General features: G+C 59.9%; 14 protein-coding genes. 1 reads left to right on the top strand and 13 read right to left on the bottom strand.

The window, feature by feature from the left end:
• Nucleotides 1-301 precede the first annotated feature (301 nt).
• The 12 genes from gspD to ACWKV9_RS24875 form a co-directional block, all read right to left on the bottom strand.
• The gene (gene gspD, locus ACWKV9_RS24930) at nt 302-2,641 is read right to left on the bottom strand and encodes a type II secretion system secretin GspD (RefSeq protein WP_483838769.1); all 2,340 of its coding nucleotides are present in this window, start codon (nt 2,639-2,641) and stop codon (nt 302-304) included.
• Nucleotides 2,638-3,162 carry a hypothetical protein gene (locus ACWKV9_RS24925; RefSeq protein ID WP_483838768.1) on the bottom strand — a complete coding sequence of 175 codons (525 nt, stop codon included), beginning with the start codon at nt 3,160-3,162 and terminating at the stop codon, nt 2,638-2,640. The genes gspD and ACWKV9_RS24925 overlap by 4 nt, the downstream gene beginning before the upstream one ends.
• Entirely contained in the window at nt 3,159-3,788 is a 630-nt protein-coding gene (gspM, locus tag ACWKV9_RS24920; protein ID WP_483838767.1) for a type II secretion system protein GspM, read from the bottom strand. The genes ACWKV9_RS24925 and gspM overlap by 4 nt, the downstream gene beginning before the upstream one ends.
• Complete coding sequence (locus ACWKV9_RS24915; RefSeq protein WP_483838766.1) at nt 3,763-4,824, bottom strand: PilN domain-containing protein; 1,062 nt, start codon at nt 4,822-4,824, stop codon at nt 3,763-3,765. The genes gspM and ACWKV9_RS24915 overlap by 26 nt, the downstream gene beginning before the upstream one ends.
• Nucleotides 4,821-5,543 carry a type II secretion system minor pseudopilin GspK gene (locus ACWKV9_RS24910; RefSeq protein WP_483838765.1) on the bottom strand — a complete coding sequence of 241 codons (723 nt, stop codon included), beginning with the start codon at nt 5,541-5,543 and terminating at the stop codon, nt 4,821-4,823. Before ACWKV9_RS24910 ends, ACWKV9_RS24915 begins: the two co-directional genes overlap by 4 nt.
• A complete protein-coding gene (locus ACWKV9_RS24905; protein WP_483838817.1) occupies nt 5,540-6,166 on the bottom strand; it encodes a type II secretion system protein GspJ in 627 nt (208 codons plus the stop codon). Before ACWKV9_RS24905 ends, ACWKV9_RS24910 begins: the two co-directional genes overlap by 4 nt.
• Entirely contained in the window at nt 6,166-6,540 is a 375-nt protein-coding gene (locus ACWKV9_RS24900; RefSeq protein ID WP_483838764.1) for a type II secretion system protein, read from the bottom strand. Before ACWKV9_RS24900 ends, ACWKV9_RS24905 begins: the two co-directional genes overlap by 1 nt.
• Nucleotides 6,537-6,974: a GspH/FimT family pseudopilin gene (locus ACWKV9_RS24895; RefSeq protein ID WP_483838763.1), complete on the bottom strand. Its 438-nt coding sequence runs from the start codon at nt 6,972-6,974 to the stop codon at nt 6,537-6,539. The genes ACWKV9_RS24900 and ACWKV9_RS24895 overlap by 4 nt, the downstream gene beginning before the upstream one ends.
• Nucleotides 6,975-6,983: 9 nt before the next feature.
• Complete coding sequence (gspG, locus tag ACWKV9_RS24890; protein WP_483838762.1) at nt 6,984-7,412, bottom strand: type II secretion system major pseudopilin GspG; 429 nt, start codon at nt 7,410-7,412, stop codon at nt 6,984-6,986.
• 36 nt (nt 7,413-7,448) lie between these two features.
• Complete coding sequence (gspF, locus tag ACWKV9_RS24885) at nt 7,449-8,651, bottom strand: type II secretion system inner membrane protein GspF (RefSeq protein WP_483838761.1); 1,203 nt, start codon at nt 8,649-8,651, stop codon at nt 7,449-7,451.
• A gap of 1 nt (nt 8,652) precedes the next feature.
• A complete protein-coding gene (gspE, locus tag ACWKV9_RS24880; protein WP_483838760.1) occupies nt 8,653-10,371 on the bottom strand; it encodes a type II secretion system ATPase GspE in 1,719 nt (572 codons plus the stop codon).
• Nucleotides 10,372-10,451: 80 nt separating this feature from the next.
• Entirely contained in the window at nt 10,452-10,697 is a 246-nt protein-coding gene (locus tag ACWKV9_RS24875) for a hypothetical protein (RefSeq protein WP_483838759.1), read from the bottom strand.
• Nucleotides 10,698-11,181: 484 nt separating this feature from the next.
• On the opposite strand from ACWKV9_RS24875, the gene ACWKV9_RS24870 reads away from it, so the two are divergent.
• Entirely contained in the window at nt 11,182-13,947 is a 2,766-nt protein-coding gene (locus ACWKV9_RS24870) for a beta-glucosidase (protein WP_483838758.1), read from the top strand.
• Nucleotides 13,948-16,132: 2,185 nt separating this feature from the next.
• Here the strand turns inward: ACWKV9_RS24870 and ACWKV9_RS24865 are convergent.
• Nucleotides 16,133-16,786, bottom strand: a complete 654-nt coding sequence (locus ACWKV9_RS24865; protein ID WP_483838757.1) for a TetR/AcrR family transcriptional regulator — start codon at nt 16,784-16,786, stop codon at nt 16,133-16,135.
• Nucleotides 16,787-17,264: the final 478 nt, after the last annotated feature.

Raw genomic sequence — 17,264 nt, 5'->3', positions numbered from 1 at the left:
TCCGAAACACCGCATCGCGACCGTCGTTACCTCCGATTGCTCCTACAGGGGACCGAGTGACACGCAGCAAGATCGGTCCACCGCAAATAACGGATATACCCACCATCCCGGTACATCCGAAACACCGCATCGCGACCGTCGTTACCTCCGATTGCTCCTACAGGGGACCGAGTGACACGCAGCAAGATCGGTCCACCGCAAATAACGGATATACACACCATCCCGGCACACCCGACAAACCGCATCGCGACCGTCGTTACCTCCGATTGCTCCTACAGGGGACCGAGTGATCCTCAACGTATTAATTCATCTGCATTGACTGCACCGCCCCTTGGGGCCGGAGCAGTTGCATCTGCTGGCGATAATCATCCGTCACCTGCCGCGCCTGACTGCTGCTGTTGATAACCCGCGGCGTAATCAGCACCAGCAACTCAGTACGATCCTTGGACTTGCTGCTATTACCGAACAACCATTTGAGCCCCGGCACACGCCCCAGATACGGCACGGCACTGACGCTTTCGCTGTTGTCCTGCTTGATCAACCCGCCCAACAACACCGTCTGCCCGCTCTGCGCCGCCACTTGCGTGGACACCGAACGGGTAGAGATGCGCGGGTTGCCGTTGACCAGCACGCTGTCGTCGGCGTCGCTGACCTGCTGCTGAATATCCATGTACACCAGACCACCCGGATTGATCCGCGGCACGACGTTCAGGATGACGCCGGTTTGCAGATATTCGACGCTGCTCAACGTGGTGTCGGAAGTGCTGGTGTTGACCGTGGTCTGGCTGATCGGGATGTTGTCGCCCACCTGAATCTGCGCGTTCTGATTGTTCATCACCACCAGCGACGGCGCCGACAGCACCTGCGTGCGGCCATTGCTTTCCAGCGCGTGAATTGCCACCTGCAAATTGGTGCTGACGAAGGAGTAAAACAGCGAATCGGTAGCGCCCAGCGACGCCCCGCCACCGCCCAGCGCGCCTTGGCTGCCAGCGGTATTGGCGACAGTGGTGCTGGTGGAATTACCGGCCAGACGACCGAGGTACCACTGCACGCCTTGATCCAGTTCGCCGGTGAGTTTGACCTCAAGAATTCGCGTCTCGATCTGCACCTGTAGCGGCGGATTGTCCAGACGTTTGATCGCCGCTTCGATCTCTTTCCACTGCGCCGGACGGGTGCGCACCAGCAATTGGTTGCTGCTTTTCTGCGCGGAAATCCGGGTGCTGGCGTCCAGGCCTTTTTTGCTGCCGGACTCATCGGAGCCGGCCGATTCAGTGCTGTCGCCGGTTTCGCTGTCAGCGCTTTCATCTTCGCCTTCAGCGGCTTGATCGTCAGCGCCGGAATCCTGTTGATTCATCCCGCCGTTCAAACCGCCGCCACTGCTCAGGCCACCGCTGCTGCTGTTGCCGCCAATGCCGCCACCCATGCCGCCCGAGCCACTGCCGTTGCTGGTCAGCGAGGACATGGAACGGGTGCGCAAACCGGGCGCGACCTTGGCCGCCGAGTCTTCCTTGATCGCGCCATTGCCATAGATCTGCCGCAGGGACTTGGCCAGGTCCGTGGCCTTCATGTTGCGCACGTCGTAGACGTACATCTGCGGCTCGTTGCCGCCGCCTTCGTCGATGGTGTGAATCCAGTTACCGACTTCGTTCAGGTATTCCGGCTGCGAAGAAAACGCCACCACCGAGTTGGTGCGCTCGATCGGCAGGAACCGCACCATGCCTGCCAACGGCATGCCGCTGTTGGGGCCGAACATTTTTTGCAGCTCGGGCATCAACTCGCCCACCGAAGCGCGCTGCAAACCGAACACGCCCACCGACATGCCCTTGAGCCAATCGACGTCGAAGGTGTCGATGGTTTGCTGATAGTTCGCCAGCTCCTCGGGCGTACCGGCCAGGCTCAAGACGTTGCGGGCCGGGTCCACCAACAGAAAGGCATTTTCACGTGCGAACGGCTTGAGCAGCTTCTGCATTTCGGTGGCGGAGATGTAGCTCAGCGGGAACAGCCGCGCCGACAGCCCGGCGGACGGCTGCGCTGTAGACATCTGCGGCACCATTTTGCCGGTGATCGCCTGACTGGCAGGCAGAATCATGTAGCGATTGCCCTGGCGAATCATCGCGTTATCGGTCCACGACAGCAGCGTTTCCAGGATCGACAACGCCTGCTGTTTGTCCACCGGTTTGGAGGTAGAGAAACTGACATCGCCCTTCACCCCTTCGGCGATGCTGTAGCTCTCGTGCAGCAAGTCGCCCATGACGCTGTTGACCACCGCCTGAATCGGCTGGTTGGTGAAGTTGAAGACGATATCGCCGCCCGCAGCTTGCTGATTTCCAGACGCGCCAACCGGCTGGGCCACGGCCTTGACCGCAGGCGTGCGAACGAAGCGCTGATTGCCTTTGATCACTTGGCGAGTCGGCGCAGTGGCGGCTTGCGCCGGTTGCGATTCGAGCGGCACCTGTTCGCTGCGCGGATCAACCGGCGGGCGTTGCGAACCTGTTCCCTGTAGCGCTTCACGCAGCATCCCGCTGTCTGGATCGAGGGTGTTGGGCGAGGTCGCGCAGCCACCAAGGGCGACGGCGGTGGCCAGGCAAAGCAAGGGTGTGCGCAAAGTAGCGATGTTACTCACTCCTGAAAAAGGGTTCATGGCGTGGATTCGTTGGAAAGGGAAATCGGTGGTTCGGTGGACGGAGGCGGCAGTTTCAGCACCGGCAGCGTCAATAATTCTGTGCGGCCATCCAGCGTGAAGCGGGCCTGCAGCGGCGTCAGTGATTCCAGGGTCCAGCCGTTGGGCAGGCGCTCGCCACGATGAACCTTGAGCGCCGGGCCGCTTTTCTGGCGGATGAACGCAACCTGCAGATCCCCGTTGAGGATCACGCCGGTCAGGGTCAGACCGGCCAAGCTTGAGGCCTGCGTGGATTTGCGCAGCGACACATCCGGGGTGCGATCAGTGCTGAACAACGGCGTCTGCCAGGTGTTCGTGAGGCTGGCCAGTTCAGCGGCGGGCACATTCGGCGGCTGTTGCGCAGCGGTGTTTTGACGAGGGGCACGGGCGTCCAGCCAATCGGCGGAATGCCCTACGCCGCTTAAAACCCCAGCGATCAGTAACAGCAAAACAGCGGCGACTGCGGCCAGGATCATTTCGAAGCTTTTAAGAGAACCGATCATGGCGCGGCCTGCTCGGCAGAGGCAGCCTGGACGATCGGCGCCGGTTGCAGATAACCCCGCACCAGCAGGTGCGCGACGAGTTTGCCTGCCCCACCCTTGAGCGGTGCGTTGGCGTCGCGGCGGATGCTCATGTCATCGACAAACAGAAACGGGCGCTGATACTCCAGCTCATGCAGGATCGCCATCAACGGTTCGATCCCGCATTCCAGGGTCAGGCTGACTTTGACCTGACGATAAGGCTCGTTGCCCTCTTGCTCCGGGGTGATCGGCATGCGCTGGGTCAGGCTGCAACCGGCGCCGGTGTCGGCATGACTGGCTATAAGATCGGCCACCCGTTGCATCAAGTCGGCGGCCACGGCGCTGGGGTCTTCGCCGGGCAACAGGCTGGTGCTGCTGGCGGGGTCTTTCTGCGCCTGTTGCAGTTGCTTGCGCAGGGAATCGCCCTGTTGCAGCAGGCCAGCGTAACGCTGCTGCTGACTGCGCAGCTGATCGGCCTGCTCGTCGAGATCGCGCAAGGGACCGGCGAACCAGCTGTCGATCAACAGCCAATATGCCGCACACAAGACGAAGGCCAGGACGATCAGCGCAGCGCCGCGACGTTCACGGGGTGTCAGGGGTCGACGCATGAGCGGCCTCCTGGTGTAAGTGGGCGCGCAGGGAAAAGTGGTCTTTGCCGGTGTCGGCATCGGGCTGAATAACGCCCTGAAACTGCGGGTTCTCCAGGCTGCGGCAGTCCTTGAGACGGGCAATCAAGGCGCTGGCCTTGGCGCTCTGCCCGGAAAACGAAACCTCGGCGCTGTCGTCGATTTCCAGCTGATCGATCCAGGTGTCTTTTGGCAGGCACGCTGTCAGTTCGCTGAGCAACGCCGCCATGGTCGGCTGCGCCGCTTTACGTTGCGCCAGGTATTGCACCGCGCCCTGAGTGTTGGTCAGTTGCTGACGCAGTTGTTGGATCTGGGCCACATCGCCTTTTTGCGCCTGCACCGTCGCCTGCATTTCGGCCAATAACTGCTGGCGATCCTGCAACCAGAGCACCATCAAGGCGATCAGCAATCCGCCGCACAACCAGGCGAGTCTTCGCTGCCAGCCGCGTCCGCTGCGTGCCTGCGCAGGACGCAAGCGGTCAGGCAGCAGATCGATGCCCAGCAGCGTGCCGTCTTTGCCGCACACGTCCACGATGTTGGGGGTCAGGCCAAGGTCAGCGCAGTCCGCCAGAATCTTGTCCAGCCGTTCGCGGGCAATGGCGATCAGCGTGACTTGCACCAGCCCTGCGCTGCGGCCGTCCTGACGCGCCACGTAATACAGCTGATCCCTCGGGAACGGCGTGAATTTGTCCAGCTCGTAACCGACCACCGACATCAAGTCCCGGGACGCCGCCAGCGGCAGTTGCAGGCGCTGAACCATCACCCCTGACACCGGCAACACCAGCACTTGTCGGGCATCGTTGCGGCTGATAGCCAACGGCGCGGCGAGCGGCCATTGCCAGGCCTGCACCGGGGTTTCGTCCACCAGCCACTGCTGCGCGCGCGCAGGCAAGCAGCCGCGCAACTCGTCGAGCCACAGCTGCCACAAGCGTTGCGCAGGGCTGGCCCGCCACTGCCTGACGATCACGTCGAGACGGGCCCGAACCGGCGCCATTCGCGCTGAAGATAAAAGACTCATTCTTGCCAACGCAGCACCCGATAAGGCTGAGCGTTACCCTCCGATGGGTTCAGTAAAACGGTAGTTTGTAACCGGGCGCTGTAACCGCTCGGCAGTTGTGCCTGGCTTTCGATGGTGACCACATCCCCAGGATCGGCGCCGACTGCGGCCTGATTGGGCATGTTCAAGGCGCGCTTCAACCGCGGCGTGGCGAAGGCAGGCTCAGGTCGGTCCAGACCACTCCACAACGTCACTTCCGGCAACAGACGGTTGTAAAGAATCTGGGTCATGCCCGGCAGTTGCCGCAGTTCCTCGATCACGCGCAATGGCGGTTCATCACCGCCACGCCTGGCTTGCAGCGCTTTGGTCAATTGCGCTGCCTGATTGCGACTGGCGCCGCAGGCCTGAGCCACCTTCGACACGTCATCCACCAGCGCCGCATTGAGGTCCAGCTTGCCGCGCTCGCTGGTCACGCCCACCACCAGTTGCGCCTCATCGAAACGCAATGGCGTGCCGCGACCATCCGCGATCCATCGCGGACGATGGGACTTGTCCAGCAGCGCCTGCACCGCCTGATTCATCCCCGCTTCTGCGGCCAATAACGCCTGGGTGTGCTGGCGTTGCCAGAGCCCCTGACGGGTTTCAAGTTGCACCCAACCGGCCAGACCGCCGAGCAACAGGCTGAGCAAGGCCAGCGCCCACAGCACCAGCAACAGGGCGATGCCCTTTTGGTTTTTCATCCGCCCGTTCCGCCGGACAAGTCCAGACGCAGGGCAACCACTTCGGTCGGCCAGCCCACCGGGCCTTTCATCTGGACTTCAATGCGTACCGCACGGGGTAAACGGTTGGGCCACGGCCACTGCGACACCCAACCGGTAGGTTCGCCCTTTGCGGTGAAGCCGCGATAACTCAGGTTCATGCCGCGTACGCCATGCAGCAACACTTGCGGTTCGCCCCAGGCGCGCAAGACGTTGCCTTGCACCTGAGCGAAGGCGATCTGCAAGCGCCGATCCGACTCAGGGCCGCCCAGCTCAACGGTGTGCAACTGGATGCCGCCGCCGAGGTTGCCAGGCAGCGTGGCAACGAACTGCAGGCGCTGCGCCGAACCCTCGAAAAACCCCGAGCTTTCGCTGTCGTTCTCCGAGGTGTCCAGCGGCAGCGCCTGGCTGATGGCGCTGCGCAAAAACGTCTGCGCGGCGCGGCGTTCATCCAGGCTTGCGGTGTAGCGATCGGCCTTGAGCACTGCCCTGTTGGCGCCAAGAATCGCGCCGCCAACCAGGGTCAACAGCACCGCTAAAAGGCTCAGCACGATCATGATTTCCAGCAGCGTGAAGCCGCGTTGATGCTCATGTGAGTGCCTGATCACAGACTGGCTCCCTTGGCCGGGCTGACCAGGCGCAAAGTGCTGAACTGTGCGCGACGTCGACCTTCGCTGACGGTCAGGTCCAGACGCATCAAGCGTGGTTGCCCTGCTTTCCCCGGCTGCTCATTGACTGCGAGCGACCAGTGAATATCGCCATCCAAATCGCCTTCGCGGGTGCCGTTTTGCAGCGCGCCGATGCCCTGATCATCCAGCACCGAACGCGCTGCCTGGCTGAGTCGATCGCTGCGTTCGACCTGTTGCAAGGAGCGCGCGCTCTGCCCGAACGCCACCAGCAACACGCTGCTGCACACGGCCATGACCACCAGCGCGGCGAGCATTTCCAATAAGGTAAAACCACGTTGCTGCTGACTCATTTCAGTGCCCGACTCTTGACGCTGCCGGTGAGCCAGCCCACGTCGATGCGCCAGTTGCGCTCGCCATGGAACAACACCAGATTGCCGCCGCTGGAGCTGCCGTCGGGATTGAAAGCAAATGCCGAATCAAGATCGGCGGCGGTATTGAGCTGCACGCCCAATTCGGGAGGCCACTGTTCGATGCGCTGACCAGGGGCCTGAAAGGTGCGCTGGCGCAGATCGAATTTCACTTCACGGGTCTGGCCGCTGATGATCGCCGCACTACGAGTCGTGCGCAGCGCCTGCACCATTTGCCCGACCACCTGCCGTTCGCTCGCTGACTGCAAACCTCTGGACAAGCCGAACCCCACCAGACCAATGCCGATGCTCATCAAGACGATGACCACCAGCATCTCCAGCAAGGTGAAACCCCGGCTTTTAAAAGGCGCAGTCATGACGTCGGGTTATTCCCAGTTGCCCAGGTCGGCGCTGTAACCTTCGCCGCCGGGTTGGCCGTCCTGACCGTAGAAGATCAGATCGAACGAGCCGTGCTGACCGGGGAAGCGGTAACCGAACGCGTGACCGAACGGGTCTTTGATGTCCGAAGGCTTGGCGTACGGGCCTGCCCAACCGGCAGCGTTGGCGGGTTTTTCCACCAGTTGCTGCAGGCTTTTCGGCGGCGAACCCATGTCCAGGCCGTAGCTTTCGACCTTCATCGACAAGCTCGCCAGTTGTGCTTTGCCCGCGCCGTATTTGCCCTTGTCGACGTTGCCGCCCACCTGACGCACGACGATGGTCGCGACGATGCCCAACAGCACGATCACGGCAAGCATTTCCAGCAGGGTGAAACCGCGCTGACGGCGGGTTGGGGCGTTGAATCGGGTGCGCTTCATTGCAGGGACTTCCTCGTCAAAATCGTCAAAAAGGGTTCAGATATTGCTGGTCAGGCTCATCAGCGGCAGCATGATGGCGAGCATGATCACCGCCACCAGTGCGGCCATGACCACGGTCAATGTCGGGACGAGCGCCGCCAACATGCGGTCGATGCCGCGCTTGGCTTCGACGTCGAATACGTCAGCCACTTTCAGCAGCATCTTGTCCAGTTCGCCGGCCTGTTCGCCGACTTCGATCATTTGCAGCGCAAGGTCCGGCAGCAACGGATTAGCGCCAAACGCGCTGGCCAGGGTGCCGCCGCCTTTCACCGATTCGCTGGCCTGTTCCACCTGTTGTTGCAGCGCGCGATTGGTGCAGACCTGCCGCGCGATGACCAGCGCTTGCAACAGCGCCACGCCGTTGCTGAGCAAGGTGCCAAGGGTGCGCGCCAGACGGGCCGCTTCGATGCGCTGCAACAGTGGGCCGATGATTCGGGTTTTCAGTAAACGGCGGTCACGGCGCAGGCGGCGTTGCGGATCGCGCAGTCGCAAGGCCATCCCCCACACCAATGCAATGATCCCGCCCAGCACCAACAAGCCGTAGGCGCCGAGGAACTGCCCCAGCCACAAAATGGCCTTGGTGATGAACGGAATCGGCACGCCCAGATCACGAAAGATCGGCACGAACTGCGGCACCACGTACGCGAGCAAAAGCGCCAACGCGCCGAGCACGCCGACCACCAGAAATGCCGGGTAAATAAGGGCGTTGATCACTTCGCCGCGCAGCAACTGGCTGCGCTCTAAATAGTCGCTTAGCTGGCGCAAGGTGTTTTCCAGCGCCCCGCCCGCCTCGCCCGCACGGACCATGCTGATGTACAGCGGCGAGAACTGACGCCCTTCTTCTTCCAGCGCCACGCTCAGCGGTTTACCGGCTTTGACTTGTTCGCGAATGCGCTCGATCAAGGCGCGGGTCTGCGGCTGGCCGGGTTGCTTGAGCAGGATGGTCAGCGAGCGTTCCAGCGGCTGACCGGCGCCAAGCAGGGTCGCGAGTTGCTGGGTGAAACTCATCAGCGCCGCGCCATTCAATGTGCCGCGCCCCAACGCCTGACGCAGGCCGCCCAGACTGGAAGCTTCTATATGCAACAGCATCAGCCCGCGTTTGTGCAGCAGCGCGACGGCCGTGTCTTTGTCTTTAGCTTCAAGCACGCCGTGTTGCTCGGCGCCCTGACCGTCGAGGGCGCGGTATTTGAACGGGGTCATGTCATTCGCCTCGGGTCACGCGCAACACTTCTTCGAGCGAAGTGACGCCAGCAACGGCCTGACGCAGGCCTTCTTCGTGCAGCGTGCGCAAACCGGAACGGCGCGCGGCTTGCTCCAAGGTGGAGGCATCGGCGTGGCGCATCAGCAGGCCGCGCAGCTCTTCGTTCATCACCAGCAATTCGGTGATGGCGCTGCGGCCGCGATAGCCGCCACCGGGCGCATCGGCACGTGGGCGGTACAGCCGAATCGGGCGCTCGTCGGTGAAGCGGTGCAGTTCGTGTTCGTCGATCAATTCTTGGGGCGCTTCGAAGGCTTCGCGGGTTTCGGGGTCGAGGCGACGCACCAGACGCTGAGCCAGAATGCCGTTGACGGTTGATGCAATCAGGTAGCTCTCGACGCCCATGTCCAGCAGCCGCGTGATACTCGCCGCCGCGCTGTTGGTGTGCAGGGTCGAAAGCACCAGGTGGCCGGTGAGCGAGGACTGAATGGCGATGCGGCAGGTTTCCAGGTCGCGCATCTCACCGATCATGATCACGTCCGGGTCCTGACGCACGATGGAGCGCAGCGCGCCCGCAAAGTCCAGGCCGATGGAGGGCTTGACCTGAATCTGGTTAATGCCTTCGAGCTGATATTCCACCGGATCTTCAACGGTGATGATCTTGCGCTCGGCGGTGTTGAGCTGCGACAGCGCCGTATAAAGGGTGGTGGTTTTGCCTGAGCCGGTCGGGCCTGTGACCAGCAAAATGCCATGGGGCCGTTGCAACACATCGAGAAAGGCATCGAGGCGGTCGCCATCGAAACCCAGGCTCTGGAAATCGAAGTTGATGGTCTGCCGGTCCAGCAAACGCATGACCACTGACTCGCCAAAACTGGTGGGAACTGTTGAAACACGAAGGTCCAGCTCTTTGCCCTGGATGCGCAGCATGATGCGGCCGTCCTGGGGCAAACGGCGCTCGGCGATGTCTAGCCGGGCCATGATTTTCACTCGGGAAATAACTGCCGCGGAGGAGCTGGACGGCGGCGCTTCGGCTTCGTGCAGCACGCCGTCGATGCGGTAACGCACCTTGAGCTGGCTTTCGAACGGCTCTATATGAATATCGGACGCGCGCTGCTCGACCGCACGTTGCAGGATCAGGTTGACCAGACGAATGACCGGCGCTTCGGAGGCCAGGTCTTTGAGGTGCTCGATGTCTTCCAGTGAGCCGCCCTCTTCGTCCAGATTTTCGATCAGCGTGCCCATCGCCGAACGGCCCTGACCGTAATAACGCTCAATCAGGGTTTCCACGTCATTGCGCGGCCCGATGGACAGCCAGACCGGGACTTCACAGCCGTAGGCAATCGCTTCAAGGGCAAACAGCTCCGACGGATTGGCGGCCAATACATGCAGGCCGTCTTCGCGCCATTCCAGCGGCACCACTTGAAAATGGCGCATGAAGCGTTCGGTCAACGGCGGCAATGGATCGATCAGCGCGGGGGCGGCGTCGGCGACGATCAACGGTGCCTGCAGCAGGGCGGCCCAGGCGCGGGCCATTTCAAACTCGGACACCAGACCCAGTCGCGTCAGCAGCGCCAGCAACTCGGCGCCTTCGGACTCAGCGAGCAATCGCCGCGCGCGGTCCAGGTCTGCCGCTTTAAGGCCAGCGTTATCGCCCAGCCAGACGCAGAGCTGCTCGGCATCCGGGATCTGCAGTTGGGTGGCGTCGACGGGATTAGGAGACATAAGTAGCAAGGATTCTGTGTAGATCGAAGGAGCAAACGGCTCCCGCTTGGGGAGGGAGCCGGTCGAGAAACCTCAGAACATCAGTTCGAGGATTTCGACGAGGTGCCGTTGGTGGACGTGCTGCTTGAGCCATTGCTCAGCGGACGGCCGCCTTTGGTCACTTCCGACTTCTGCTTTTTCACAGCTTTGGCGTCTTGGGCCTGGGTCATCACTGTGGAGTCCGTTGCGCCGGAGGTGGCGTCGGCATCCGTGGACTCAGCAGCCATTGCAGCGCCGCAAAGTGTCAGACCAAGAACAACACCCGCACCAATCAGGGGCAGTTTCATAAACTTTCTCCACATTAATTTAAATAAAAAGCAGTGCGCACTGGGCTGAAGTTACCAGACCAGAGGCTCGAACTAAGAAAGCGGAGCTAAGTGCCACCAGAGCGACAGCGACGAGCACCTGAAATTTCTTAAACCTATCGACCCAATGGTTTAGCGAAGGTTCAGTATTGTGTAAAAGAAAGTGTCAAATCACGCAATTTCCACCTTTCGTTTGACTTTTTGTTGCAAGAAAGCCCTTAATTTACCCGCTTTTTTGATTCAAAGTGATATCACGTGATGTCACTACGATGTCACGAAAACAAGATCTACAACACAATTCCTATAAAACAAAATCAGTGAAACACGGCAAATATCGTCTTTTAAATTTAATTTAAAAGTCACGATAACGGCACTTTATTGCCCGGAGCAATTACAACTTAAACGCTACGCAAATCAACAGTCGCCCTGCGACTAATTGACTCAGTTAAATGTGTTGGAGCTTTAAATGCGCAATAAAAAAATGATCGGTGCTCACTCGGCTCTAGCCTTGCTGGCATTGGCGGTATCACAGGTTCATGCAGCTGACGACTCTACCCTCGCGGCTCGCGAAGTACGCGCCGACAAGGCCGCTGAAAAAACCCTGGCGAAAATGAGCCAGGAAGAAAAGCTTGCCTACATCGGCGGTATCGGCGGCTGGGACGTCAAGCCGCTGGCCTCGCAAGGCATTCCTCAGATCCACGGCGCCGACGGCGGTGTCGGCGTTCGCTACACCAGCGAAGGCAACGACCAGGGTGTGGTTTACCCATCCGGCCCTAACCTGGCCGCCACCTGGAACCCGCGTCGCGCCATCGACCTGGGTCGTGCATTGGGTTACGACACCGCTACCGGCGGTTATCAGTTCATCACCGGCCCCGGCGTGAACCTGTATCGCATGCCGTACAGCGGCCGTGCCTTCGAGTACCTGTCCGGTGAAGACCCGTTCCTGGGTGCAAGCCTGGTGCCTGCGGTGGTCAATGGCATTCAGTCGCGTGGCGTCTGGGCCAACACCAAGCATTTCGCGGCCAACGATCAGGAAAGCAACCGCTTTAACCTGAACGAGACCATCGACGAGCGCGTGCTGCGTGAGATGACCCTGCCCGCTTTCGAGTCCGCCTCGAAGAACGGCAAGACTGCGATGATGATGTGCGCCTTCCAGAAAGTGAACGGCGACTTTGCTTGCGAAAGCACGCACTTGATCCGCGACATCCTGAAGAAGGAATGGGGCTACAAAGGCTTCGTCCAGAGCGACTACAACGCCGTCGTGCATGGCTATGAAGCTGCCCAGGCCGGTACCGATCTGGACATGATGGGCTACCAGATGAATAGCTCGGTGCTCAAGCCTCACCTGGACAGCGGTGAACTGAGTGCAGCGACCATCGACGACAAAGTCCGTCGCATCCTCAAGAACATCTACCTGTACAAGTTCGACAGCAAGACGCCGCTGACCACGCACAATATGAACAGCGCCACCAGCAACAAGATTGCGCTGAACACTGCTCGCGAAAGTATCGTGCTGCTGAAAAACCAGAACAACCTGCTGCCGCTGGACAAGACCAAGGTCAAATCCATTGCCGTGGTCGGTGAGCTGGCCAAGTACGCACCGCCTACCGGTTTCGGTAGCGCCAACGTCATGGCGGCTCATTACATCAGCGAGCTGAGCGGCCTCAAGCAGATCGCGCCAAACGCCAAGGTCGAGTTCATCGACGGCCTGTCGCTTGACCCGACGACTACTGTCTGGAGCAACACCAACAGTGCGGGCAAAGACGTCCCCGGCCTGAAAACCGAGTTCTTCACCAATGCCAACTGGTCCGGCGATCCGGCCGCCACGCGCACCGACACCCGCGTCAATCTGGACTGGTCGAGCGATGCCGATTTGCCAGTCAGCGGTGACACTTCCAATACGTCGATACGTTACAGCGGCAAGATCACCCCTACCGTCAGCGGCGAGCAAGTGTTCAAGGTCCGGGCTGACGGCGCGGTGCGTCTGTACGTCAACGGCGAGAAAATCATCGACAACGGTGACGGCGAACATCTGCCAAGCAACAGCATTCCGCCGACCATTCCGGTCTTCGCCAAGCTCAAGCTCGAAGCCGGCAAGGCCTACGACATCAAACTCGAATACTCGCGTCGCGACGGCTACCTCTCCACCATGGGCGGTCTGGTCGGCGTGCAGATGAGCTGGGCGTCGTTGGTTGCCCCGCAGGATCTGTCCAAGTACGACGCTGTGGTTGTCGCTGTCGGCAACAGCAACCAGTACGAAGGCGAAGGTTTCGACCACAGCTTCGATCTGCCGGAATTCCAGAATGATCTGATCAACAACATCGCCAAGGTCAACCCGCATACCGTGGTCACCATGCATGGCGGTACCGGTCTGAAAATGAGCGACTGGATCGATCAGGTGCCAGCGGCATTGCACGCTTTCTACCCAGGCCAGAACGGTGGTCAGGCCCTCGCCGAGATCCTCTTCGGCAAGGTCAACCCGTCGGCCAAACTGCCGATCAGTATCGAACGCAACATCGAAGACAACCCGATCTACTCGACCTTCAAAAACTTCGACAACGAAGAGCAATTGAAGGAAATGAGCTACAAGAACGACCTGATGCTGGGTTATCGCGGCTACGAGAAGAAAGGCATCAAGCCGCTCTACCCGTTCGGCTACGGCATGTCCTACACCACGTTCGGCTACAGCAACATCAGCGTGACGCCAGGCGTTGCGGTGGCAGGCGCGCCGATCAAGGTGTCGTTCGACCTGAGCAACACTGGCAAGGTCGGTGGTTCAGAAGTCGCCGAGCTGTACGTCGGTCAGCAGAACCCGAAAGTGGAACGCGCGATCAAGGAGCTCAAGGGCTACAAGAAAGTCTTCCTCAAGCCTGGTGAAAGCAAGCGCGTGACCATTGAGTTGAACGACCGCTCGCTGGCCTACTTCGACACCAAGAGCAATCAGTGGGTGGTCGATGCAGACACCTTCAACATCGCCCTTGGCTCGTCGTCCCAGGACATCCGCCTGAACGCCAAGCTGGTTAATCCGTTCCGCCAGGAACTCTCGACGACCACCAGCAACCCGCTGCCGCGTTCAGCGTTGAACTCGACGAAGGTCACCCTGCCACCGGTCAAGACCGGCGGCGTGATGCACCAGAACGAAGCTGACGACAGCGACACCAGTGAAGGTGACGGCTACAGCACCGACGACACCACTACCACCACCGACAAGTCGAGTGCTGCAAGCAATTGATGCGTTGAATCAGGGATAGAACACGGGCTCAGGGATGAGCTGCTTTTAAAGAAGAGAACCTGAGGGAGCGGGTTTATTCGTGAGGGACTGGCCTGACAATGCAAGCGGCGTCGGATGCACCACCCTTTTACGAATGAACCCGCTCCCGCAGGTTTTTTACAGATCAACACTGGCACGACGCGTTCGCTCAACGAACCTGCAGGAGCGAACTTGTTCGCGAGGCGATGTACCTGACGCACCGCATCAAGCCCTCGCCAACAAGTTGGCTCCTACAGGGATTTGCGGACGCCGGGCTTGTCTGCCAAACCACCAAACCCTGTAGGAGCGCACGAACAACGCGAGGCCGCGATCGACTGCGGAGCAGTCGCAGCAATGTCCCATTCAAAATTGTTGCCAGCGCTGCGCACTGGATCGCGAGCAAGATGCGCGCCTAAGGGCTGCGCCCAGAATCAAAAGCTTCGCGGGCAAGCGCGCTCCTACACCGGATTTGCGTACGCCATGACGTCGAGGCCAACCGCAAATCCTGTAGGAGCGAACTTGTTCGCGAGGCGACATACCTGACGCACCGCATGAAACTCTCGCCAACAAGTTGGCTCCTACAGGGATTTGCGGACGCCGGGCTTGTCTGCCAAACCACCAAACCCTGTAGGAGCGCACGAACAACGCGAGGCCGCGATCGACTGCGGAGCAGTCGCAGCAATGTCCCATTCAAAATTGTTGCCAGCGCTGCTCACTGGATCACGAGCAAGCTGCGCGCCTACGGGCTGCGCCCAGAATCAAAAGCTTCGCGGGCAAGCGCGCTCCTACACCGGATTTACGTACGCCATGACGTCGAGGCCAACCGCAAATCCTGTAGGAGCGAACTTGTTCGCGAGGCGACATACCTGACGCACCACATCAAGCCCTCGCCAACAAGTTGGCTCCTACAGGAATTTGCGTACGCTGGGCTTTCCTGCCAAACCACCAAACCCTGTAGGAGCGCACGAGCAACGCGAGGCCGCGATCGGCTGCGAAGCAGTCGCAGCAATATCGCATTCACTATTGCTGCCAGCGCTGCGCACTGGATCGCGAGCAAGCTGCGCGCCTACGGGCTGCGCCCAGAATCAAAAGCTTCGCGGGCAAGCGCGCTCCTACACCGGATTTACGTACGCCATGACGTCGAGGCCAACCGCAAATCCTGCAGGAGCGAACTTGTTCGCGAGGCGATGTACCTGACGCACCGCATCAAGCCCTCGCCAACAAGTTGGCTCCTACAGGGATTTGCGTACGCTGGGCTTTCCTGCCAAACCACCAAACCCTGTAGGAGCGTACGAGCAACGCGAGGCCGCGATCGGCTGCGAAGCAGTCGTAGAAATATTGCATTCACTATTGCTGCCAGCGCTGCGTACTGGATCACGAGCAAGCTGCGCGCCTACGGGCTGCGCCCAGAATCAAAAGCTTCGCGGGCAAGCGCGCTCCTACACCGGATTTACGTACGCCATGACGTCGAGGCCAACCGCAAATCCTGCAGGAGCGAACTTGTTCGCGAGGCGATGTACCTGACGCACCGCATCAAGCCCTCGCCAACAAGTTGGCTCCTACAGGGATTTGCGTACGCTGGGCTTTCCTGCCAAACCACCAAACCCTGTAGGAGCGTACGAGCAACGCGAGGCCGCGATCGACTGCGGAGCAGTCGTAGAAATATAGCATTCACTATTGCTGCCAGCGCTGCTCACTGGACCGCGAGCAAGCTGCGCGCCTACGGGCTGCGCCCAGAATCAAAAGCTTCGCGGGCAAGCGCGCTCCTACACCGGATTTGCGTACGCCATGACGTCGAGGCCAACCGCAAATCCTGTAGGAGCGAATTTATTCGCGAGGCGACATACCTGACGAACCGCGTAAAGCCCTCGCCAACAAATTGGCTCCTACAGGAATTTGCGTACGCTGGGCTTTCCTGCCAAACCACCAAACCCTGTAGGAGCGTACGAGCAACGCGAGGCCGCGATCGACTGCGGAGCAGTCGCAGCAATGTCCCATTCAAAATTGTTGCCAGCGCTGCGCACTGGACCGCGAGCAAGCTGCGCGCCTACGGGCTGCGCCCAGAATCAAAAGCTTCGCGGGCAAGCGCGCTCCTATGGGGAACGACGTTTGGCAAGCAGCCTACTTTTTTGGCAAGCAGCCTACTTTTTTGGCAAGCAACCTACATTTAAGGAGCAACCCGAATCGCCGCGTCGACCCGCGTGATGTAGTCGTCAAAGCGTTGCACCAGATCGAATCGCTCCGGGAAGCGCAGCCACTGAATCTGCAGGCCATCCATCATCGCCAGAATTTCTTCCACCAGCCCCGACAAATTGACGTCCCGCCGAACCTCCCCCGCATCTGCAAACGCCTGGAACTGTTCCAACAACCGCCCGTGGATCATCCGATAGCGGCTCTGAAACCACTCCCACGCCGGTTGATTGTTCAGCAGACTTTCGGCGTTGAGGATGGTAAAGGCACGTACAACGCCAGGGGCAGTCGAGTTGGATCGATTGATCGCCCGCAGGCTGCCAAGCAATCCGCTAAGGGTGTTGTCCCCCCGGACCTCGTCAGCGATTTTCTGGCTGATCGCATCGCGTCGCTCCAGCACGCCCATCAACAAAGAAACCTTGTTCGGAAAGTGGTGCAACAACCCGGCGACCGAAATGCCCACAATGCTGGCGACCTGGGCCATCGAAGCGCCGGTGTATCCTTCAAGGGAAAATACTTGCAGCGCTGCGTCGAGCAGCTCTTCACGACGCTTCTCGCCCTTGGGTGCGCGTCTGTGCCGGGTGACAGTCACTGGCTCGATGTCCATGTCCGGCAGGTTTGGCGACGTCATCTCATGCTCCTTGATTGACAGCCGCGTAGCGTACCGACAACAGAGATGTGCCGCAAACCGGCCCGACCACGCGATGAGCCTACGCCGCCAATGTCCGTTTACGACGCCTGGCCAACACTGGACATAGCTACCGCACCGGGAACACAAAAAAGTAAGCGCCCGTTGATATTGGCCATACAGTCCCAGGTATGCCGACCCGATCCTTTAATATTCCAGCTTGTTAAAGAGCTTGGCTTTGAACTCAGCGCAGACAACGAAAACGCCCGACACTTATAAGCATCGGGCACCAGATTTTTTGTTGACCACATAAAACGCGGATGCAACTAATCAGCACTGAAGGCAAACTTAAAATCTTTAACCTTCGAACATAAATCACAACTTATTGCAAAATAACCAGTAACCAAACCGCATCAGGATTCGACGCAGAGCAAGCTTATCAGCTGACTAAACCTAATTGCAATTAGGTTTACTGAATCTA

The sequence above is a fragment of the Pseudomonas corni genome (assembly GCF_057128765.1).
The sequence above is the reverse complement of the archived record's forward strand: the minus strand, read 5'-3'. Positions and strand labels throughout refer to the sequence as shown.

Bases quoted from the DNA above. Each gene is read 5' to 3' on its own strand.
- gspD (WP_483838769.1), bottom strand. From the start codon at position 2,641: ATGAACCCTTTTTCAGGAGTGAGTAACATCGCTACTTTGCGCACACCC.
- ACWKV9_RS24925 (WP_483838768.1), bottom strand. From the start codon at position 3,162: ATGATCGGTTCTCTTAAAAGCTTCGAAATGATCCTGGCCGCAGTCGCC.
- gspM (WP_483838767.1), bottom strand. From the start codon at position 3,788: ATGCGTCGACCCCTGACACCCCGTGAACGTCGCGGCGCTGCGCTGATC.
- ACWKV9_RS24915 (WP_483838766.1), bottom strand. From the start codon at position 4,824: ATGAGTCTTTTATCTTCAGCGCGAATGGCGCCGGTTCGGGCCCGTCTC.
- ACWKV9_RS24910 (WP_483838765.1), bottom strand. From the start codon at position 5,543: ATGAAAAACCAAAAGGGCATCGCCCTGTTGCTGGTGCTGTGGGCGCTG.
- ACWKV9_RS24900 (WP_483838764.1), bottom strand. From the start codon at position 6,540: ATGAGTCAGCAGCAACGTGGTTTTACCTTATTGGAAATGCTCGCCGCG.
- ACWKV9_RS24895 (WP_483838763.1), bottom strand. From the start codon at position 6,974: ATGACTGCGCCTTTTAAAAGCCGGGGTTTCACCTTGCTGGAGATGCTG.
- gspG (WP_483838762.1), bottom strand. From the start codon at position 7,412: ATGAAGCGCACCCGATTCAACGCCCCAACCCGCCGTCAGCGCGGTTTC.
- gspF (WP_483838761.1), bottom strand. From the start codon at position 8,651: ATGACCCCGTTCAAATACCGCGCCCTCGACGGTCAGGGCGCCGAGCAA.
- gspE (WP_483838760.1), bottom strand. From the start codon at position 10,371: ATGTCTCCTAATCCCGTCGACGCCACCCAACTGCAGATCCCGGATGCC.
- ACWKV9_RS24875 (WP_483838759.1), bottom strand. From the start codon at position 10,697: ATGAAACTGCCCCTGATTGGTGCGGGTGTTGTTCTTGGTCTGACACTT.
- ACWKV9_RS24870 (WP_483838758.1), top strand. From the start codon at position 11,182: ATGCGCAATAAAAAAATGATCGGTGCTCACTCGGCTCTAGCCTTGCTG.
- ACWKV9_RS24865 (WP_483838757.1), bottom strand. From the start codon at position 16,786: ATGACGTCGCCAAACCTGCCGGACATGGACATCGAGCCAGTGACTGTC.